Origin of the sequence: Roseococcus microcysteis, from assembly GCF_014764365.1 — a bacterium.
GTDB classification, from domain to species: Bacteria; Pseudomonadota; Alphaproteobacteria; order Acetobacterales; family Acetobacteraceae; genus Roseococcus; species Roseococcus microcysteis.
This window is the reverse complement of sequence record NZ_CP061718.1, coordinates 930,137-948,361: the sequence shown is the minus strand read 5'-3', so window position 1 is coordinate 948,361 and position 18,225 is coordinate 930,137. Positions and strand designations below refer to the sequence as shown.

At 70.3% G+C, this 18,225-nt stretch carries 20 protein-coding genes; 11 read left to right on the top strand and 9 right to left on the bottom strand.

Annotation, left to right across the window (positions count from 1 at the left end):
- Nucleotides 1-96 precede the first annotated feature (96 nt).
- The 3 genes from ICW72_RS04425 to ICW72_RS04415 all read left to right on the top strand — a co-directional run bounded on the left by ICW72_RS04425 (nt 97) and on the right by ICW72_RS04415 (nt 3,401).
- Nucleotides 97-1,659, top strand: a complete 1,563-nt coding sequence (locus tag ICW72_RS04425) for a gamma-glutamyltransferase (protein ID WP_191085118.1) — start codon at nt 97-99, stop codon at nt 1,657-1,659.
- The gene (locus tag ICW72_RS04420) at nt 1,656-2,297 is read left to right on the top strand and encodes a GOLPH3/VPS74 family protein (RefSeq protein ID WP_191085117.1); all 642 of its coding nucleotides are present in this window, start codon (nt 1,656-1,658) and stop codon (nt 2,295-2,297) included. The genes ICW72_RS04425 and ICW72_RS04420 overlap by 4 nt, the downstream gene beginning before the upstream one ends.
- Before the next feature lie 108 nt (nt 2,298-2,405).
- Nucleotides 2,406-3,401: a Bug family tripartite tricarboxylate transporter substrate binding protein gene (locus ICW72_RS04415; protein WP_191085116.1), complete on the top strand. Its 996-nt coding sequence runs from the start codon at nt 2,406-2,408 to the stop codon at nt 3,399-3,401.
- Between the two features lie 138 nt (nt 3,402-3,539).
- On the opposite strand, the gene rutA is transcribed toward ICW72_RS04415, so the two are convergent.
- Nucleotides 3,540-4,625, bottom strand: a complete 1,086-nt coding sequence (gene rutA / locus ICW72_RS04410; RefSeq protein ID WP_191085115.1) for a pyrimidine utilization protein A — start codon at nt 4,623-4,625, stop codon at nt 3,540-3,542.
- A 177-nt stretch (nt 4,626-4,802) separates the two neighbouring features.
- Between rutA and ICW72_RS04405 the strand changes: the two genes are divergently transcribed.
- Nucleotides 4,803-5,459, top strand: a complete 657-nt coding sequence (locus ICW72_RS04405) for a GOLPH3/VPS74 family protein (protein WP_191085114.1) — start codon at nt 4,803-4,805, stop codon at nt 5,457-5,459.
- 69 nt (nt 5,460-5,528) lie between these two features.
- On the opposite strand, the gene ICW72_RS04400 is transcribed toward ICW72_RS04405, so the two are convergent.
- Nucleotides 5,529-5,906 (bottom strand): c-type cytochrome, encoded by a 378-nt coding sequence (locus ICW72_RS04400; RefSeq protein ID WP_223880818.1) that lies wholly within the window; start codon nt 5,904-5,906, stop codon nt 5,529-5,531.
- Nucleotides 5,907-6,061: 155 nt separating this feature from the next.
- On the opposite strand from ICW72_RS04400, the gene ICW72_RS21005 reads away from it, so the two are divergent.
- From ICW72_RS21005 to ICW72_RS04390, 3 genes are read left to right on the top strand one after another with little or no spacing between them, the layout of a single operon-like run.
- Nucleotides 6,062-6,268 (top strand): tryptophan-rich sensory protein, encoded by a 207-nt coding sequence (locus ICW72_RS21005; RefSeq protein WP_269749835.1) that lies wholly within the window; start codon nt 6,062-6,064, stop codon nt 6,266-6,268.
- Nucleotides 6,269-6,318: 50 nt separating this feature from the next.
- The gene (locus ICW72_RS21000; protein WP_332308985.1) at nt 6,319-6,483 is read left to right on the top strand and encodes a TspO/MBR family protein; all 165 of its coding nucleotides are present in this window, start codon (nt 6,319-6,321) and stop codon (nt 6,481-6,483) included.
- Nucleotides 6,483-6,749 carry a hypothetical protein gene (locus ICW72_RS04390; RefSeq protein ID WP_191085113.1) on the top strand — a complete coding sequence of 89 codons (267 nt, stop codon included), beginning with the start codon at nt 6,483-6,485 and terminating at the stop codon, nt 6,747-6,749. Before ICW72_RS21000 ends, ICW72_RS04390 begins: the two co-directional genes overlap by 1 nt.
- A 2-nt stretch (nt 6,750-6,751) precedes the next feature.
- Here the strand turns inward: ICW72_RS04390 and ICW72_RS04385 are convergent, their stop codons facing one another.
- Nucleotides 6,752-7,105 (bottom strand): thiol-disulfide oxidoreductase DCC family protein, encoded by a 354-nt coding sequence (locus tag ICW72_RS04385; RefSeq protein ID WP_191085112.1) that lies wholly within the window; start codon nt 7,103-7,105, stop codon nt 6,752-6,754.
- A gap of 50 nt (nt 7,106-7,155) precedes the next feature.
- Here ICW72_RS04385 and ICW72_RS04380 point away from each other — a divergent pair, with 50 nt between their 5' ends.
- On the top strand, nt 7,156-7,677 hold the full coding sequence (locus ICW72_RS04380; protein WP_223880817.1) for a demethoxyubiquinone hydroxylase family protein: 522 nt from the start codon (nt 7,156-7,158) through the stop codon (nt 7,675-7,677).
- Nucleotides 7,678-7,908: 231 nt separating this feature from the next.
- Here the strand turns inward: ICW72_RS04380 and hemC are convergent, their stop codons facing one another.
- From hemC to ICW72_RS04350, 6 genes are read right to left on the bottom strand one after another with little or no spacing between them, the layout of a single operon-like run.
- The gene (hemC, locus tag ICW72_RS04375) at nt 7,909-8,928 is read right to left on the bottom strand and encodes a hydroxymethylbilane synthase (protein ID WP_191085110.1); all 1,020 of its coding nucleotides are present in this window, start codon (nt 8,926-8,928) and stop codon (nt 7,909-7,911) included.
- Nucleotides 8,929-8,931: 3 nt separating this feature from the next.
- Nucleotides 8,932-10,122 carry a geranylgeranyl diphosphate reductase gene (locus ICW72_RS04370; RefSeq protein WP_191085109.1) on the bottom strand — a complete coding sequence of 397 codons (1,191 nt, stop codon included), beginning with the start codon at nt 10,120-10,122 and terminating at the stop codon, nt 8,932-8,934.
- Nucleotides 10,119-11,432, bottom strand: a complete 1,314-nt coding sequence (locus tag ICW72_RS04365) for a BCD family MFS transporter (protein WP_191085108.1) — start codon at nt 11,430-11,432, stop codon at nt 10,119-10,121. Before ICW72_RS04365 ends, ICW72_RS04370 begins: the two co-directional genes overlap by 4 nt.
- Nucleotides 11,429-12,316, bottom strand: coding sequence for a chlorophyll synthase ChlG (chlG, locus tag ICW72_RS04360; RefSeq protein WP_191085107.1), 888 nt, complete (start codon nt 12,314-12,316; stop codon nt 11,429-11,431). The genes ICW72_RS04365 and chlG overlap by 4 nt, the downstream gene beginning before the upstream one ends.
- 5 nt (nt 12,317-12,321) lie before the next feature.
- Entirely contained in the window at nt 12,322-13,725 is a 1,404-nt protein-coding gene (ppsR, locus tag ICW72_RS04355) for a transcriptional regulator PpsR (protein WP_456300176.1), read from the bottom strand.
- A 51-nt stretch (nt 13,726-13,776) separates the two neighbouring features.
- A complete protein-coding gene (locus ICW72_RS04350) occupies nt 13,777-14,532 on the bottom strand; it encodes a cobalamin B12-binding domain-containing protein (protein ID WP_191085106.1) in 756 nt (251 codons plus the stop codon).
- 310 nt (nt 14,533-14,842) lie between these two features.
- Here ICW72_RS04350 and bchF point away from each other — a divergent pair, with 310 nt between their 5' ends.
- From bchF to bchB, 3 genes are read left to right on the top strand one after another with little or no spacing between them, the layout of a single operon-like run.
- Nucleotides 14,843-15,391, top strand: a complete 549-nt coding sequence (bchF, locus tag ICW72_RS04345) for a 2-vinyl bacteriochlorophyllide hydratase (RefSeq protein WP_191085105.1) — start codon at nt 14,843-14,845, stop codon at nt 15,389-15,391.
- 5 nt (nt 15,392-15,396) lie between these two features.
- Nucleotides 15,397-16,659: a ferredoxin:protochlorophyllide reductase (ATP-dependent) subunit N gene (locus tag ICW72_RS04340; RefSeq protein ID WP_191085104.1), complete on the top strand. Its 1,263-nt coding sequence runs from the start codon at nt 15,397-15,399 to the stop codon at nt 16,657-16,659.
- Between the two features lie 4 nt (nt 16,660-16,663).
- Nucleotides 16,664-18,208, top strand: coding sequence for a ferredoxin:protochlorophyllide reductase (ATP-dependent) subunit B (gene bchB / locus ICW72_RS04335; RefSeq protein ID WP_191085103.1), 1,545 nt, complete (start codon nt 16,664-16,666; stop codon nt 18,206-18,208).
- Nucleotides 18,209-18,225 lie beyond the last annotated feature (17 nt).

Sequence of the window (18,225 nt, the reverse complement as noted above, 5' to 3'; positions counted from 1 at the left end):
GGGCTGTGAAAGGGGCGGGTGTTCCAATGGGGCGCCCCGTTGGAGGTGGCGCCACCCTCTGGCACCATGGGTTCCAAACCCGGAGAGAGACGCCGCATGACGATCCAGCCCCACCTCACGCAGAACTGGCACATCCGCAAGCCCGCGGGCCGCGCGGCGGGGGGGATGGTGGCCAGCCAGGCCAAGGCGGCGGCGGAGGCGGGGGCGGAAATCCTGCGCGCCGGCGGCACGGCGGCCGATGCGGCGGTGGGGGCGGCCTTCGCCCTGGCCACGGTGGAGCCCTGGAACAGCGGCCTTGGCGGCATCGGCTTCGCGCAGGTGATGGCGCCGGGTTCTTCCTGCCAGACCTTCGATTTCGGCCCGGTGGCCCCGCGCGGGCTCGACCCCTCGGCCTATCCGCTCACGGGGCGGCAGAAGCAGGACCTGTTCTCCTGGCCCGAGGTGGTGGGGGATGTGAACATCCATGGGCCGAAATCGGCGCTGATCCCCTCCTCGGTGGCCGGCTATGCGCTGCTGCATGAGCGCCATGGGCGGATGCCGCTGCGCGATGTGATGGCGCCCGCCGTGGCGCTGGCCAGGCGCGGCCTGCCGCAGGACTGGTACACGACGCTCAAGATCGCCGCGAGCGCCGCCGTGCTGCGCCTCTATGAGGAGAGCGCCCGCATCTACCTCCCCAACGGCCTGCCCCCCATCGCGCCCTACCAGGGCACGCCGGGCTTCATGCCGCAGGGGCGCCTGGCCGACACGCTGGAACGGCTGCAGCACGCCGGTCTGCGCGACTTCTACGAGGGCGACATCGCGCGCGAGATCGCGGCCGACATGAAGGCGATGGGCGGCTTCGTGACGGCGGAGGACCTGCGCGGCTGCCAGGCCCGCAGCCTGCCCGCCATCGAGGCGCGCTTCCGCGACCGGACCTGGATGCTGGCGGCGGGGCTGACGGCGGGCCCGACCCTGGCCGCCGTGCTGCGCCGCATGGAGGAGGCACCCTACACCGCCACCCCCGATGCGGCCTGGTATGCCCATCTGGCGCGGGCGCTCCGCGAAGCCTATGCCGAGCGGCTGGAGGTGCTGGGCGATGCCGAGCCCGCCGCCGCCGACAGCTGCACCACCCACCTGACCACCTGCGACAAGGACGGGATGATGGTGGCGATGACCACCACGCTGCTCTCCTCCATGGGCAGCCGCATGGTGCTGCCGCGCACCGGCGTGCTGATGAACAATGGCGTGATGTGGTTCGACCCGACGCCGGGCAGTGCCAACGCCATCGCGCCGGGCAAGCGGCCGCTGTGCAACATGTGCCCCGTCATCATGCTGGACGGGAAGGGGAACCCCGAGATCGCGGGCGGGGCCTCGGGCGGGCGGCGCATCATGGCCGCCGTGTTCCAGCTGCTTTCCTATGTGGCGGACTTCGCCATGGACCCGGAGGCGGCCGCCCACCACCCGCGCATCGACGTGAGCGGACCCGACCGCGTCACGGCCGACCGGCGCCTGGGCGAGGCGGTGCATGCCGCGCTGCGCGCCGACAGCCCGCTGGAGGTGGTGGAGCATGGGGTGATGCCGCTGAACTTCGCCTGCCCCAACCTCATCCAGCGCAAGGCGGGCATGACCATCGGCATCACGGATGCCATGTCGCCCTGGTCGGCGGCCGTGGCCGAATGAGCCAGGCGCTCTCCCTGCCGGAGGAGATCGTCCTCCTCACCCTGGACGACGCCACGGGCCGCCCCGTGGGGCGCCAGGGGCCGGCGGCGGGGCTGGCGCTGGCGGGCGCGCTGATGATGGAGCTGGCACTCGCCGGCCGCGTTGACACCGACCGCGACCGGCTGGAGGTGCTCTCCACCGAGCCGCTCGGCGATGCCGCGCTGGACGGCGCCCTGGCGCGCATCGCCGGGGCCGAGGACAGCCGGGGCGCGCTGATGCTGCTGGCGCGGGAGGAGGCCGGCCTGCGTGCCACCCTCCTGGCGCGGCTGGAAGAACAGGGCCTGCTGCGCCGGGTGGATGGCCGTGTGCTGCTGATCTTCCCCGAACGGCGCTGGCTCAAGCCCGAGGACCGCCCGGAGCCGCGCGAGGTCCGTGCCCGACTGCTGCGCGCCATTGAGACCGACGACATCCCCGAGCCGCGCGAGGCGCTGCTGCTGGGCTTGGCGCGCGCCACGGCCTTGTTGCCGCTGCTGCTGCCGGCCGAATTGCTGGCCATTCGGCAGGAGCGCGTGGCCTTCTTGGCGGGGCTTGAGGCGCTGAACCGATCCTTGACGCAGGCGGTGGGCGATCTCTACTCGATCCGCATGCGGTCGGGCTGAGTGGCACGTCTCTTGCTTGAGTCTGGGGGCGCAACGAAATCCTGCGGGGTTATTGCCTTGTTGTAAGGCAGACACCCGGCGGGGCCGCGCCCTGGGAGATCAGATTTCATGCAACGTCGCCAAATCTTCGGCATGGCCGCTGGCCTCATCGCCGCGCCGCTCGCCGCCCCCGCCATCGCCAACGCCCAGGCCGCCTGGCCGGGCAGCCGTCCCATCCGCCTGGTCGCGCAGTTCCCTCCCGGCGGGCTGGTGGACACCGTGACCCGCCTCGCCGCGCCGCCGCTCTCCCGTGCGCTGGGCGGGCACAGCGTGGTGGTGGAGAACCGCGCGGGCGCGGGTGGCGTGATCGGCACGGATTACGTGGCGAAGCAGCCGGCCGATGGCCACACCTTCCTGATGACGCACGCTTCCGTGATGGTCTATTCGGCCGCCACCCTGCCGCGCCTGCCCTTCGACCCCATCCGCGACTTCACCCATCTGGGCCTGCTGGTCGAGGCGACGAGCGTGCTGCTGGTGCGCGCCGACAGCCCCATCCGCACCTTCGAGGATTTCCTCCAGCACGCGCGCACGCGCCCCACGCGCTATGGCTCCTCGGGCATCGGCTCGGCGCCGCACATGCTGGGCGCCATGCTGGGGGGGCTTGCGAACCTCACCCAGCTCGACCACTCGCCCTATGCCGGCAGCGCGCCCGCGCTGAATGACCTGATGGGCGGCCATATCGAGAGCTTCATCGACCCCATCACCACCAATGTGAACAACATGAAGAACGGGGTGCTGCGCGCCCTGGCCGTCTCGGCGCCGGCCCGCCTGGCCGATTTCCCCGACCTCCCCACCTTCTCGGAGCTGGGTTTCCCGAGCCTGGTGCAGACGCAATGGGTGGGCATGTCCGCCCCCCGCAACCTGCCCGAGCCCATCGCGCAGCGGATGATGGCCGAGATCCCCAAGATCATCCAGGACCAGGCCTTCATCCAGCGCATGACGGAACTCCAGACCCTGCCGCGCAACCCGATCCCGCTGGGCCCGGATTTCGTGCGGATCATGGAGGCCGACCAGGCCGTCGCCCGCCAGGTGGCCGAGCGCTACAACATCCGCGCCGGCGCCTGAGCCGGCGCGAAACCGGGGGCGCCTCTACAGCGTGATCAACCTGTGTTGGTCACGCTGTAGTCTTGGCCGGGCGGCTGATTCACGGCTTCGGTGATTCCACCGAAGCCGATCAGACGCCAGCGGCGCCCCCGGAAGCGCTTACTCCGCGGCCAGTTGCAGCCGGTCCTGCCGGCATTGCATCAGGGGCTGGATGCGGGTGCCGAACATCTCGATCCCCTCCAGGAAATCGTCGAAGCACAGCATGATGCCCTTCACCCCGGGCATCGCCGCCACCTCGTCCAGCATGCGCGCGCAGGTGGCGGGGCTGCCCACGATGGTGCCCATGTTGAAGTTGATGGGCGAGGGGCTGCGCTGGATGGAGGCCGCCATGGAGGTCGCCTCCGTGTTCACGTCCGCCGCCGCATGGCCGAGCAGGTGCGCCAGCGCCGCGCGGTCCGCCCCCTTCTGGTAGCTGTCCCACTTGGCCAGCGCGGCTTCGTCCGTCTCGTCGCAGATCACCATGTAGAGCATGTAGGCCCCCACATCGCGCCCGGTCTTCTTCGCGTGCTCCAGCACCCGGGCGGGGACGGAGGCGGCCTTGGTGGGTTCGTTCACGCCCTCGCCCAGGCAGAAATTGTAGTTGCAGTAGGTGGCGCCGAACTCCATGCCGCGGTCCGACTGGCCGGCGCTGACGATCTCGATGGGCTTGGACGGGCGGGGGCTCAGCTTGCACTTGTCCATCTGGAAGTAGGTGCCCTTGCGGTCGCTCTCGCCCGTCTCCCAGAGGTCGCGCAGAATTTGCACGTATTCGGTGCTGTAGTCGTATCGCTTGCCGAAATGTTCATCGCCCGGCCACAGACCCATCTGCGTGTATTCCACCTTGTGCCAGCCCGAGACGATGTTCACCCCGAAGCGCCCGCCCGAGATGCTGTCAATCGTGACCGTCATCCGCGCCACGATGGCGGGCGGGATGGTCAGCACGGCGGTGGAGGCGAAGAGCTTGATGCGCGTGGTGACGGCCGCGAGGCCCGCCATCAGGGTGAAGCTCTCCAGCCCATGGTCCCAGAATTCGGTCTTGCCGCCGAATCCATGCAGCTTGATCATGGAGAGGGCGAAATCCATGCCGTAGCCCTCGGCCTTCTGCACCACCTGCCGGTTCAGCTCGAAGCTCGGCATGTATTGGGGCGCGTTTTCCGAGATCAGCCACCCATTGTTGTTGATGGGGATGAAGACGCCGATATCCATCGCTTGGGCCCTCGCCTCAGGGGCCGCCGGAGCGGCCGCGGTTGTTGCGCGGGTGCGACGCAGCAAACCCCATGCCAGGGGGTGCCCCCTGCCTCGCTGGACAGCGCCCCCGCGCGCGGACAACATCGGACGGAAGCGCGGGAGCCTCCCGCGCACCCCAGACCCGGAGCCGCGGCCATGACGCCCAACATGCCGGAGGAGATCATGCTCCTCCTGCTCGACAACAAGACGGGCCGTCCCGTCGGCCTGCCGGCCCCGGCCGGCGACTATGCCATCGCCACCGCCATCCTGATGCAGCTCTCGCTCGATGGCCGTATCGACACCGACCTCGACCGGCTGACGGTGGTGAACGAGGCCCCCTCCGGCGACCCGGTGCTGGACGAGGCGCTGGCCGTGATCGCCCGCGGCCCGCATGGGCATGACAGCCGCCACTGGATCGTGGAGCTCGGCCGCAACGCCGAACATTACCGCGGCATGGTGCTGGACCAGCTCGTCGCCAAGGGCATTCTGCGGCTGGAGGAGGGGCGCTTCCTCTGGGTCTTCCCCGACCGCCGCTACCCCAAGGGCCCGCTGGGCGAGGCGGAGGTGCGCGAGGTGCGCGCCCGCCTGCGCGCCGTGCTTCTCCAGGACGAGATCCCCGACCCTCAGGACGCGCTGCTGGTGGGCCTGGCGCGCTCGGCCGGTCTCATCCCGCTGATCCTGACGCCCGAGGAGCAGGACCGCGCGGGCAAGCGTGTGGACCAGGTGGCGGATCTGGAGGAGCTCAGCCGCACCCTGTCCAATGTGACGCGCGAGGTCTTCGCCGTGATGCTGGCCTTCGCCGGCGCGCATTGAGGGCGGCATGAAAAAAGGCGCCGACCTGATGGCCGGCGCCTTCCTGGGATTGGCGCTGGTGGCGCCGTATCAGCGCTGGGCCTGGAGATAGGCCAGCAGGTCGTTCAGCTGCTGCTCGTTGCGGATACCGTTGAAGGCCATGGAGCCGCGCGGCACCAGATCCTTCGGGTTGGTCAGGTACTGGCGAAGATTGGCCTCGTTCCACACCAGCCCGCCCTGGGCCAGTTCCTGCATGTTCGCCGAATAGCGGAAGCCCTGGATGGAGGCGGCCGGACGCTCCCACACACCGTGCAGGTTGGGGCCGACGCCGTTGCGGCCGCCTTCATTGATGGTGTGGCAGGCGCGGCACTGGTTGAACACGCGCTGGCCGGCGGCCGCATCCTGCGCCATGGCGGCGCCGAAGGGAGCGAAGGCGAAGACGGCGCCCAGGATCATCAAAGCCCGCATATGGAAATCTCCTCCTCGATCACGGTTCATACCCATTTGTGGGAAGTGTGGGCAAAGCCGCAAGCCCATGTGATCACTTCGCCACCGCAACGGGATAAAGGCATAACCCTGTGAACGAAAGATGGTTGCCGCTGGCCCTCGGTGTGGCATGGGCCATGGGCACGGCCCTTCTGGGCGCCTCATTGACCACCATCGGGCCCTGGTATCAGGGCCTGGAACGCCCTTGGTTCCAACCCCCCGATTGGGCCTTCGGGCCAGCTTGGACCTTGATTTTCGCGCTGTCCGGCTACGCGCTGATGCGCGCCTGGCGGGCCGGAGCGGGGGGAATTCTGCTCGGTGTCTTCGTGCTGAACGGGGGTTGAACGCGCTGTGGAGTTTCCTCTTTTTCACCTCCCGGAGACCTGACTGGGCATTGATCGAAATCGTTCCGCTGTGGCTGTCCATCCTGGCGATGATCTGGCTTGCGGCCCGGCATGACCGCGTCGCGGCTTGGTGCATCGTCCCCTACATCGCCTGGGTGAGCTTCGCCGCCGTGCTGAACCTCGCCATCGTGCGGCTGAACGGGCCCTTCGGCTGATGCAGGCGCTGTTCGACACGGGCCGCGCCGCGGACCTCGTGCTGCTGGCCTTGGCCCTGGAGGCCGCGGGGCTTTGGGCGTTGCGGCGCTGGGCGGGGCAGGGGCCGGGGCTGGCGGCGATGCTGCCCTTCCTCCTGGCGGGGGCCGCCTTCGCCCTGGCGCTGCGGGCGGCGCTGACCGGGGCGGGCTGGGCGCTCGTGGCCCTGCCGCTGCTCGCCGCCTTTGCCGCGCATCTGTGGGATATCACGCGGCGGTGGCGGGCATAATCCTACCGCCGCCAGAGCCGCCTGGCACCCAGGAAGCCGCGATACCCCAGCTCCAGCCCCTGCGCGATGCCTGGCCAGGCGGCGACGCGGCCCAGCCAGCGCCAGCCCGGCAGCGCCCGCCAGATGGCGGCGAAGGCCGCGGCGCCGTCGCGCAGCGTGCCGTCGGCCATCCGCACATGCATCCGTCGCAGTGCCGCCTCGCGGTCAAGGTCCGGGCCAAGCTCGGCCTGCTGGCTGACATCCACGAAGGCGAGCGTCTCCGCCCCGCGCCGGGTGCGGTAATGCGCGATCTCGCGCGAGCAGACGGGGCAGGCGCCGTCATAATAGACGGTGGTGCAGCGGGGGGTGTCGGACATGGGCCAGAGATGGTCTGGACCTCCTTCGCGCCAACCCCATGTGGTCGCGCATGAGCACCTATCCGGACTGGCTGGTGGCCGAACTCCGCTCCGACCATGCGGGCGAGACGGGCGCCGTGATGATCTACCGCGGCATCCTGGCCTTCTGCCGCGACGCCGAGCTGCGCGACTTCGCCGAGCGCCACATGGCCACCGAACAGGGCCATCTGCGCCTGCTGGAGGCCGAGCTGCCGCCCGCCCAGCGCTCCCGCCTGCTGCCCATCTGGCGGGTGGCGGGCTGGGTCACGGGCGCCCTGCCGGCCCTGCTGGGGCCGCGCGCCGTCTATGCCACCATTGATGCGGTCGAGAGCTTCGTGGATCACCATTACCAGCAGCAGATTGACCGGCTGGACGCGGAGGGCATCTTCCCCGAACTCCGCGCCATGCTGGCCCGCTGCCAGGAGGAGGAGGTCCACCACCGCGACGAGGCGCGCGAACGCCATGCGGGCGTGGTCGGCGCCCTGCTGCGCGGCTGGTCCTGGATGGTCGGCGTGGGCAGCGAGGCGGCAGTCGCGGCGGCACGTCGGGTGTAGGGGGCGCTGCGGGAGGGCGCTGCCCTCCCGAACCCTCCCGCCGGGGACTTTTGGTCCCCGGACCCCTTCTTGAGATCTTGTGGGATTTGGGGGGAGGGGCGTCGCGCGAGCGCCCGGGGTGACGGGCGCACCTGGCCCCTCCCTCCAAATCCCACCAAGTCCCAAGGGTCCAGGGAACAAGTTCCCTGGCGGGGGAGCGCGAGGGGGCAGGGCCCCCTCGCAGGGTGCCTCCTACCCGAAGATGTCCGCCGGGCTGTCGGTCAGCAATTCCTCGCCCAGCGCCTGGCCCAGCGCCACGGCATCCGTGGCGTGGCCCGTCAGCGTCCGGCGCAGCAGGAAGCTGCCATCGGCCCGCGCGACGAGGCCCGTCAGATGGATGCCGCCATCGGGCAGCAGCCGCGCATGGCCGCCGATGGGCGTGCGGCAAGACCCGTCCAGCGCGCCGAGGAAGGCGCGCTCGGCCAGGCTGACCGCGCGGGATTCGGTGTCGCAGATGGCGCTGAGCAATTCGTGCAGTTCCACGTCATCGGCGCGGACGGTGACGCCGATGATGCCCTGGCAGGCGGCAGGCACCATGTCGTCCTCGCTGATGACCACGCCCGCGCGGTGGTCGAGTTCCAGTCGCTTCAGCCCCGCGATGGCGAGCAGGGAGGCGTCGAACTCACCCGTGCCGACGCGCGAGAGGCGGGTCTGCACATTCCCGCGGATCACCTCGCAGCGCAGGTCCGGCCGGGCGTGCAGAAGCTGCGCCTGGCGCCGCACGGAGGCGGTGCCGATCAAGGCGCCGAAGGGGAGGGCGGAGAAGGGCGAGGCGCCGGCGCGGCAGGCGGCCTCGGCCGTGCCCTCGCAGGCGGTGCCGAGCACGATGGCATCGCGCGGGTCCTCGCGGCGCAGGGTGCAGGCGAGGACGATGCCGGGGGGAAGCTCCGTCTCCAGGTCCTTCAGCGAATGCACCGCGAAATCCACGCGGCCATCGAGCAGCGCCTCGTGGATCTCCTTGGCGAAGAGGCCCTTGCCGCCGATCTCGGCGAGGCGCCGGTCCTGGATGCGGTCGCCGGCCGTGCTGATCTCGTGTTCCTCGAAGGCCTCCACATCACGCAGGATGGGGCAGACGCTGCGGATCAGGTCGAGGAAATGCCGGGTCTGGTAGAGGGCGAGGGGTGAGCCGCGCGTGCCGACCTTCAGCGGAAGGGTGGGGCCATGATGCCGTGTCGCGCGGGCGCGGGCGTGGTGGGGGTGAGCCAGATCCATGTGTTAAGCCCTCGCCAGCCCGAGCAGATGGGCCATGTCCTTGAAGAAGATTTTGATGTGCGCCAGGGGGTCCTTCCGGACCAGTTCCTTGTTCATGTAGGATTCCCAGGTCAGGCGCTGGACATCCTTGTCCTCGCACATCTTCACGAAGTGCTCGCGCGTCCAGTCGGTCCGGTACCAGAAGGTCTGCATGATCCCGAGGATCCAGAAGACCTTGCCGTGGTCCTTCATGAAGCGCTTGCGCGCGGTCTTCAGCGCCGCCGCATCGCCGGTGGCGAGTGCCATCTGCACCGCCTCGGCGGCGAGCCGCCCGCCCAGCATGGCGTAGTAGATGCCCTCGCCCGAGGCGGGGGCGACGACGCCCGAGGTGTCGCCCGCCAGGACCACGTCGCGGCCATTGTCCCAGCGCTTCAGCGGCTTCATGGGGATGGGCGCGCCTTCGCGGCGGATGGTCTCGAAACCGGCCAGGCCGTGCTGTTCACGCACCTCGGCCGTCGCGCCGCGCAGGGAAAAGCCCTTGCGCGCGCTGCCCGTGCCGATGCTGGCGCTGTCCCCATGGGGAAAGATCCAGGCGTAGAAATCGGGGCTGGTGCGGCCGTTGTAGATCACGTCGCAGCGGGTGGCCTCGTAGGTCCCGCGGGCGGCGGTGTCCTCGGGCACCTTCACGATCTCGTGATAGGCGAAGACGCATTTCGGATGGGCCTGGCCCGGGATGGCCTGGCGGGCCAGGTCGCTGCGCGCGCCATTGGCCAGGATCACCATGCGCGCGCGGATGCGCTGGGCGGGTCCTTCCTTGGGTTCGACGGCGATGACGGCCACGCCGTCCGGGTCGCGTTCCAGGGCGGTGGCATCGCCCGTGATGCGCTCGGCGCCGGCTTCGGTCGCGCGCACCCGCAGCCATTCGTCGAATTCGCAGCGGTCCACCATGCCGACATAGCCATTCTCGACCGGCATAGGCACGCGCTTGCCCTTGGGCGAGATGATGTCGGCGCAGGTGATCTTCGCCTTCAGCAGGTAGTCCGGAATGGCGAAGTCACGGATGGCGCGGGGAGGGATGGCGCCGCCGCAGGGCTTGATGCGCCCCGCGCGGTCCAGCATGGCGACGTGCTTGCCGGCCCGCGCCAGGTCATGGGCCGCCGTCGCACCCGAAGGTCCGCCGCCGACGACAAGGACGTCATAGGTTTCCGCTGTCACGTGACGGCCTCCTTCAGGGGCGGAATGGGGAAGAGGGGCCGGGGGGCCACCGTCAGCCGCGCCGCCAGCACGGCGGCCACCAGGAAAAGCCCGGCCTGGAAGAGAAAGACCGCGCCATAGCCCGCCGCCGCGCTGCCGAGCGCCGCGCGGGCGATGTCGGCCAGCACGGCGCCCGCGAAGCCGCCGATGGCGAAGGCGATGGCCTGCGCCGCGCCCCAGAGGCCCATGCGCGTCCCGGCACGGCCCGCGCCGGCCAGCTGCATCATGCTGGCGATGGCGGCGGCGGCGAAGGCGCCGGTCGCGAAGCCGAGGCCCATGTAGATCAGCGTGAGCGGCGGGGCTTCCATTTCCGGCGTGGCGGAAAGCGCCACCAGCATGGCGCCGGATCCGATGCAGCCCCCCACCATCCAGCCGCGCAGCGAGGCCAGCCGCGCGCCCAGCACGCCGCTGCCGAAGATGGCCATCACGATCATGCCCGCCAGCGTGCCGGCGTTCTGCAGCCCGGCGAGCGTGGTGGACTGGCCGATGGTCATGCCGAAGACCTGGCCCGCGAAGGGCTCGATGATCAGATCGCTGAGGTTGTAGGCCAGCATCGAGACGAAGACGAAGATGGTGAAGCGCCGCGCCGTGGCATCGGACCAGACCTCGCCCAGCACGGCGCGGAAGCTGGGCTTGGGGCCGGTGGCGACGGTGCGGGGCGCGGGCGGCGTGGCCACGGAATTCTCCACCCCGCGCACCGCCAGCGTCGCGATGCACACCGCGATGAGCGAGATGATGGCGGTGACGGCCACAAGGCGCTCGGGCGAGAAGGGGTCGAGGAAGCGGCCCGCCGTGGTGGCCGTCACCGCGAAGCCCGCGATCATCATCACCCAGAGGATGGTGGCGGCCGGCGCGCGGCGCTGCGGCGCGACCTTGGCGGCCACCAGCGCCAGCAGGGAGGTGCCGGCCGCGCCCGAGCCCAGCCCCACCAGGAAGAAGCCCAGCGCCGCCACCGCGACACCCAGGACGAAGAGGCTGCCCATCAGCGCCACACCCAGCGCCGCGGTGGCGCCGCCCGCGCCCAGCACCGCCATGCCGCCGATGATCCAGGGCGTGCGCCGCCGGCCCATGTCGCTGCCATAGCCCAGGCGCGGCCGCAGCATCTGCACGCCGTGATGGATGCCGACCAGCAGGCCGGGCAGGGTGGCGGGCAGGGCCAGTTCCACCACCATCACGCGGTTCAGCGTGGTCGTGGTCATGATGATGATGGCGCCCAGCGCCGTCTGCACGAGGCCGAGGCGGATGATGGAGACCCAGGAGAGCCCGTTCATGCCAGGGCCCTCAGCGCGAAGGCGGCGGCCAGCATGCCCAGCACATAGGGTCCCACGCCGGTCGCGTTGTACCAGGGGGCGAGCTTGCGGGGGTCGGTCAACATCCGGCGCATGGCCCAGATTTGCACGCCGATGAGGGCCAGGATGATGATCGGGCTCAATACCGCGCCCCAGGCGAAGAGAATTCCGACCACCACCAGCTGCGGCACCGCCATCATCCAGCAGGCCACCAGCGCCGCGCGCTCCGGCCCCAGCAGGACGGGCAGGGAGTTGATGCCGGTGCGGCGATCACCCTCGATGGCCTTGAAATCGTTCAAGGTCATGATGCCATGGGCGCCGATGCCGTAGAGCAGCGCGATCAGCAGGATCTCGGGGCGTGGCGCGCCGCCCGCCATGATGGCGGCGGCCGTGATCCAGGGCAGGGTCTCGTAGGAGAGGCCCGTGGCGGTGCAGCCCAGCCAGCCATTCAGCTTCAGGCGCAGCGGCGGCGCCGAGTAGATCCAGGCCAGGATCAGCGCCACCACCGTGGCGCCGAAGCCCCAGGGGCCCAGCGCCGCCGCCACCAGCAGCGACATGCCGGACCAGAAGATCGCGATGTAGAGGCCCCAGCGCCCCGGGATGCGGCCCGAAGGGATGGGCCGGTCGGGCTCGTTGATCGCGTCCACATGCCGGTCGAACCAGTCATTCACCGCCTGGCTGGTGGCGCAGACCATGGGCCCGGCCAGCAGCAGGCCGAGCGCCAGATACCCCCACTTCCCCTCGAAGCTGGCGCCCGAGGCCACCGCGCCGCACAGGAACGCCCAGACCGGCGGAAACCAGGTGACGGGCTTGAACAGCTCCAGCACCGCGGAGGGGTCGAGGCGGGTGAGGGTTCGGCCGGACATCGCGCTCAGCTCTCCTCGTCCGGGCCGAGGTCGCCGATGCCGTAGCGGCGCAGCTTCACGTACAGCGACTGCCGCGACAGCCCCAGCATCTCGGCCGCGGAGGCGCGGTTGTTGTTCGTGAGCTCAAGCGCCGCCTCGATGGCCAGCTTCTCGATGACGTCGGTGGCTTCGCGCACCAGCTCCTTCAGCGGCACCCGGCCCACGAGTTCCGTGAGCTGGCCGGCCGCGGCGGGCAGGGTGGGCGGGCCGGTCTCGATGGGGGCGGGACGGGGGCCGATGTCGCGGATGGTGAAGCCGAAGCATTGCTGCCCGCCATCGAGCACGGAGGCGGCGGAGACCTCGACCTCCGCCTCCGCCCCCTGGTCGCCGCGGATGCGGGTGCGGAACAGCCGCACGGGGCCACGCCCGCGCACCTGCGCCAGCAGCACGTCCAGCTCCACCGCCTGGCGGCCCAGGAAGCGGGAGAGTTCCTCGCCCCGCGCCGTCGCCTCGTTGGGCAGTTGCGCGAGTTCGAGGAAGGCCGGGTTGGCGGTGATGATGCGCCCATCGGCGGCCGTCAGCACGAAGGCGTCGGGCGTGCTCTCCACGAAATCCGCAAGGCGGGCGCGCGATTCCGGGATGGGGTTCTCACCCGCCTCGCCGCCGAGGAAGGCGAGGCGCACCAGGAAGAGCGAGCTGCGCTCATGCCGCAGCAGCGAGGCCGAGAGCAGCGCTTCGCGCCCGGTGCCCCGCATGGAGACGCGCCGCTCCTCGGCCGTGCCGGCGGCGCGCACGGTGGCGAGCAGCGCCTCGACCCGCGCGCGGTCCTCGGGCGCGAAGGCGTCGAGGAAGGAGGGCTGGGCGCCGAAGATGCGATCCGCGGCAAGGTTCGCCTCCAGCACGCGCAGGCTCGCGGCATCCAGCACCATCACCGGCTCGCCCGACATCTGGAAGAGCAGGCGATAGCGTGTCTCGGCCTGGCGCAGCCTGCCGTATTCGCGCTCCATGGCCTGCTGCGCCTCGACGAGGCGTTGCTGCAGGGAGGCCAGCAGCCGCAGATCACGCGCGAAGAGCACCACGCGGTCGGTGCCCGGCAGCCGGTTGGCCGCGCAAAGTAACGGAATGGACGCACCATCCGCCGCACGCAGATTGAGATGCCGCCAGCGCGGCATGTCCTGGGCCGAAGCTTCGCCCAGCATGTCATGAACCTTGGAGCGGCTGTCCTCGGCAACGGCGTCGGCGAGCGCGCGGCCAAGCCACGCCTTGCGCCCGCCCAGCGCTGCCGCCAGGTCCGCATTGCCGAAGGCCATGTCGCGGATCACTCCCGCACCGTCCATCACGAGCGTGGCGTCAGCCGCCGCCGCGATGAGGCGAGAGGCAGCCTCCGCATCCATGACCCCCAGCGACTGGCTCGGGGTACCAAAACCCAACACGTGCGGCTTGTTCCTTTTGGGGATGAGGGGAGAGGCATGGCATGAACATCATGAATGCGCGGCCATCAAGCTCACGAGGCCCTCCGCGCGCGCGAGGGCCCCGGCGGCGTCATCTGCGGTGGCATCGGCCCCCGCCATGGCCGCCTTCGCGGCGTCGTCCTGGAAGGCGGCACCGCCCACCATGACCGCCACGTCAGGGTTGAAGGAATGGGTGCGAATCGAGGCGATCAGCCCAGGCAAGGCCGGCAGGCGCTCCGAGACGCCACAGGACAGCGCCACCACGCCGAACCATTCGCGTGAGACGCGGCGACGCAGTTCCTTCTCCGTCCCGCCGCAATCCTGCGCGACATGCCAGCCGCCGGCGCGGAAGAACTCCGCCACCATGGCGATGCCGAAGCTGTGCTGCTCGCCCGGCATGGGCAGCATCAGGGCCGAGCGGCGCTGCGAACCCACCTTGCCGCCGGCCAGCGAAGGCGCGAGGTCATGCAGGACGGATTGCAGCGCCAGCATGCCGAGCGTGACCTCGACGAAGCCGCAACGGTCCTGCTTCCACCAGTCGCCCAGCTCACGCGCCACTGTTGTCAAGGTGACAAGACAGAGCGATTCGGCGCTGTCGCCCTGCTGTCTTTTCGCCCTGACAGCGGCCAGCAGCGCCTCGGCATTTCCGGCAATGGCGAGGCGGGCCAGGCGTTCCGTCTCGGACTGGTCCGCGGCCTCGCGGGCCTCGCCGATGCGGGGCAGGATTTCGCGGCTGAGCGCCGTTTCGATATGGGAGGTGAGGCGCAGGATGCGGCGTTCGAGCACGGCGGTCGCGTTGCTGCCGCGGTACGGCGTGGAGCGCTTCGGTGGCGCGACCCTGGCCTGTGTGTGCAGCATTATCCGCCCTCGGACCGTTCCCTGACGCCCGGATCATCGGCGGAACGCGTCCTATCTGTCAACGCATCTTTACGTCAATCTTGCTTGACATGCGCGGTTCCGGCCTCCTAGCTTTCACCCGTTCGGAGCGATCCGGCCGCCGGAATCCGGAGGGAGGGCCCAGGCCCCGTCCCGGTTTCGCCCAAGCGGGCAGGCGGCGGCACGAGAAGCGGTTCCGATGCGGAGGGGTAGTCAAGACATGCTGTCAGGCCCGGTTCTCGACCGTCTCATCGCCGCGGTGGATTCCTGCCCTTACGGCACCAGCGCCGGCCGCACCCACCGCCAGCGCGCCCCACGCCCTCTCTATACGCCCGAGGAGCGCGTGCGCCGGGACGCGACACCCTGGACGATGGTGCAGGGCATCCTCGCCCCCGTGCAGTTCCTGGTGTTCCTGGTCAGCCTCGGCCTGGTGCTGAACTACCTGGCCACCGGCCAGGGGCTCTGGGCCGCCGAGGCCTCGGTCGTGGTGAAGACGCTGGTGCTCTACACCATCATGATCACGGGCTGCGTGTGGGAACGCGTGGTCTTCGGGAAGTACCTCTTCGCGCCCTCCTTCTTCTGGGAGGACGTGTTCTCCATGCTGGTCCTGGCCCTGCACACCGCCTATCTCGGCGCGCTGCTGTTCGCCTGGGGCGACACCTACTTCCAGATGTGGCTGGCACTGGCCGCCTATGCCGCCTACGTCATCAACGCGGGCCAGTTCGTGTGGAAGCTGCGCATGGCGCGGCTGCAGGCGCGGGGCACCTGAGCGCCATGCTGGACCACGTCCCCGCCAGCGGCTGCGACACCCGCCCCGTCCTGCGTGAGCGCGGCCAGCGCGAGGTCTTCTGCGGCCTCACCGGCATCGTCTGGATGCACCGCAAGATCCAGGACGCCTTCTTCCTGGTGGTGGGCAGCCGCACCTGCGCGCATCTGCTGCAATCGGCCGCCGGCGTCATGATCTTCGCCGAGCCGCGCTTCGCCACCGCCATCCTGGATGAGCGCGACCTCGCGGGCTTGGCCGACGCGCAGGAGGAACTTGACCGCAACGTGGCCCGGCTGCTGGAGCGCCGGCCGGACATCAAGCTGCTGTTCCTGGTGGGGTCCTGCCCCTCCGAAGTCATCAAGCTCGACCTGCACCGCGCCGCGCAGCGCCTCGATCGCCGCTTCAACGGTGTGCGGGTGCTGAACTATTCGGGGTCGGGGATCGAGACCACCTTCACCCAGGGCGAGGATGCCTGCCTCGCTGCGCTGGTGCCCGAGCTGCCCGCCACGGATGCGGCGCAGCTCGTCATCGTGGGCGCGCTGGCCGAGGTGGTGGAGGACCAGTGGCGCCGCCTCTACGCCACCATGGGCATCACGAACATCGCTTTCCTGCCGGCGCGTCGTGCCGGCGAGATGCCGGCCGTGGGGCAGGGCACGCGCTACCTCCTGGCGCAGCCCTTCCTGGCCGAGACGGCGCGGCTGCTGGACGCGCGTGGCGCCCGCCACATCCCGGCGCTGTTCCCGCTGGGCGCGGAGGGCACCACCGCCTTCCTGCGCGCCGGCGCCGAGGCGATGGGTGTCGGCGCCGGCCGCTTCGCCGAAGCGACCGCCGCCGCCGAAGCCCGCGCCCGCGCGGCGCTGGAAGGCCCCCGCGCGCGGCTGGCCGGCAAGCGGATCTTCTTCTTCCCCGACTCGCAGCTGGAGGTGCCGATGGCGCGCTTCCTCACGCGCGAATGCGGGATGGAGGCCGTCGAGATCGGCACACCCTACCTGCACCGCGCGCATCTGGCGGCCGAGATGCCGCTGCTGCCCGCCGCGGCCACGCTGTCGGAAGGGCAGGATGTGGAACGCCAGCTCGATCGCTGCCTGGCGGCGCGGCCGGACCTCGTGGTGTGCGGGCTTGGCCTCGCGAACCCGCTGGAGGCGCAGGGCATCACGACCAAGTGGTCCATCGAGCTCGTCTTCACCCCGGTGCAGGGCTACGACCAGGCGGCGGACCTCGCCAGCCTCTTCGCGCGCCCCTTCGCGCGCCGCGACATGCTGAGGGTCTGAGGCCATGCAGCTCACGCTCTGGACCTATGAAGGCCCGCCGCATGTGGGGGCGATGCGTGTCGCGACCGGCATGGAGGGGCTGCACTACGTCCTGCACGCGCCCCAGGGCGACACCTATGCGGACCTGCTGTTCACCATGATCGAGCGGCGCTCCAAGCGCCCGCCCGTCACCTACACCACCTTCCAGGCACGGGACCTCGGCGGCGACACGGCGGAACTGTTCAAGCGCGCCCTGCTGGACGCGGCCGAGCGCTTCAAGCCGCAGGCCTTCATCGTCGGCGCCTCCTGCACGGCGGAGCTGATCCAGGACGATCCGGGCGGCCTCGCGGCCACGGCGGGGCTGGATGTGCCGGTGGTGCCGGTGGAACTGCCCTCCTACTCCAAGAAGGAGAACTGGGGCGCGGCCGAGACGTTTTATCAGTTGGTGCGGCGCTTCGCGGTGAAGGCCGAGCAGCGCCCGGCCACCTGCAATGTGCTCGGGCCGACGGCGCTGGGCTTCCGCCACCGCGACGACGTGAAGGAGGTGTGCGGGCTGCTCGCGCGGCTCGGCATCACGGTCAATGTGGTGGCGCCGATGGGCTCCACGCCAGCCGATCTTGCGCGGCTGGGCGAGGCCAGTTTCAACGTGGTGCTCTACCCCGAGACGGCGGGCGTCGCGGCGTCCTGGATGCAGCGCAACCTCGGCCAGCCCTTCACCAGGACCGTGCCCATCGGTGTGGGCGCCACGCGCGACTTCATCGCGGAAGTGGCCGCGCTGGCGGGCTTGGATGCCACGGCCATGCTCGCCGCCGAGGAAAGCCGCCTCCCCTGGTATTCGCGCAGCGTGGACAGCACTTACCTGACCGGCAAGCGCGTCTTCATCTTCGGTGACGCGACCCACGCCGTGGCCGCCGCCCGCGTGGCGCGCGAGGAGCTGGGCTTCGAGGTGGTGGGCCTCGGCACCTATTCGCGCGAGCAGGCGCGCGAGGTGCGGGAGGCCGCGAAGGCTTTGGGCCTGGAGGCGCTCATCACCGATGACTACCTGGCGGTGGAGCAGGCCATCGCCGACGCGCACCCCGAGCTGGTTCTCGGCACGCAGATGGAGCGCCACACGGCCAAGCGGCTGGGCGTGGCCTGCGCCGTGATCTCGGCGCCCGTCCATGTGCAGGACTTCCCCGCGCGCCACTCGCCGCAGATGGGGTTCGAAGGCGCGAATGTGATCTTCGACACCTGGGTCCATCCCCTGATGATGGGCCTGGAGGAACACCTGATCGGGATGTTCCGCGAGGATTTCGAGTTCAACGACCAGGCGCCCTCGCATCTGGGCCACAAGGCGGCCCCCGCGGCGCCCCCCGTGCGCGAGGCGCCGCCCATGGTCGAGGCCGTGGCCGTGCTGGAAGCGCCTGCCGAAACGCGCTGGGCGCCGGACGCCGAGGCCGAGCTGAAAAAGATCCCCTTCTTCGTCCGGGGCAAGGCCCGTCGGAACACGGAAGCCTTCGCCCGGGAACGCGGCGTCGCCACCATCACCGTCGAGACCCTGTATGACGCAAAAGCTCATTACTCGCGGTAGCCCCCTCCATCTCGTCT

What these genes read in the sequence shown, in the direction of transcription:
- ICW72_RS04425 (WP_191085118.1), top strand. Translation starts at nt 97, where the DNA reads ATGACGATCCAGCCCCACCTCACGCAGAACTGGCACATCCGCAAGCCC.
- ICW72_RS04420 (WP_191085117.1), top strand. Translation starts at nt 1,656, where the DNA reads ATGAGCCAGGCGCTCTCCCTGCCGGAGGAGATCGTCCTCCTCACCCTG.
- ICW72_RS04415 (WP_191085116.1), top strand. Translation starts at nt 2,406, where the DNA reads ATGCAACGTCGCCAAATCTTCGGCATGGCCGCTGGCCTCATCGCCGCG.
- rutA (WP_191085115.1), bottom strand. Translation starts at nt 4,625, where the DNA reads ATGGATATCGGCGTCTTCATCCCCATCAACAACAATGGGTGGCTGATC.
- ICW72_RS04405 (WP_191085114.1), top strand. Translation starts at nt 4,803, where the DNA reads ATGACGCCCAACATGCCGGAGGAGATCATGCTCCTCCTGCTCGACAAC.
- ICW72_RS04400 (WP_223880818.1), bottom strand. Translation starts at nt 5,906, where the DNA reads ATGCGGGCTTTGATGATCCTGGGCGCCGTCTTCGCCTTCGCTCCCTTC.
- ICW72_RS21005 (WP_269749835.1), top strand. Translation starts at nt 6,062, where the DNA reads ATGGGCACGGCCCTTCTGGGCGCCTCATTGACCACCATCGGGCCCTGG.
- ICW72_RS04390 (WP_191085113.1), top strand. Translation starts at nt 6,483, where the DNA reads ATGCAGGCGCTGTTCGACACGGGCCGCGCCGCGGACCTCGTGCTGCTG.
- ICW72_RS04385 (WP_191085112.1), bottom strand. Translation starts at nt 7,105, where the DNA reads ATGTCCGACACCCCCCGCTGCACCACCGTCTATTATGACGGCGCCTGC.
- ICW72_RS04380 (WP_223880817.1), top strand. Translation starts at nt 7,156, where the DNA reads ATGAGCACCTATCCGGACTGGCTGGTGGCCGAACTCCGCTCCGACCAT.
- hemC (WP_191085110.1), bottom strand. Translation starts at nt 8,928, where the DNA reads ATGGATCTGGCTCACCCCCACCACGCCCGCGCCCGCGCGACACGGCAT.
- ICW72_RS04365 (WP_191085108.1), bottom strand. Translation starts at nt 11,432, where the DNA reads ATGAACGGGCTCTCCTGGGTCTCCATCATCCGCCTCGGCCTCGTGCAG.
- chlG (WP_191085107.1), bottom strand. Translation starts at nt 12,316, where the DNA reads ATGTCCGGCCGAACCCTCACCCGCCTCGACCCCTCCGCGGTGCTGGAG.
- bchF (WP_191085105.1), top strand. Translation starts at nt 14,843, where the DNA reads ATGCTGTCAGGCCCGGTTCTCGACCGTCTCATCGCCGCGGTGGATTCC.
- ICW72_RS04340 (WP_191085104.1), top strand. Translation starts at nt 15,397, where the DNA reads ATGCTGGACCACGTCCCCGCCAGCGGCTGCGACACCCGCCCCGTCCTG.
- bchB (WP_191085103.1), top strand. Translation starts at nt 16,664, where the DNA reads ATGCAGCTCACGCTCTGGACCTATGAAGGCCCGCCGCATGTGGGGGCG.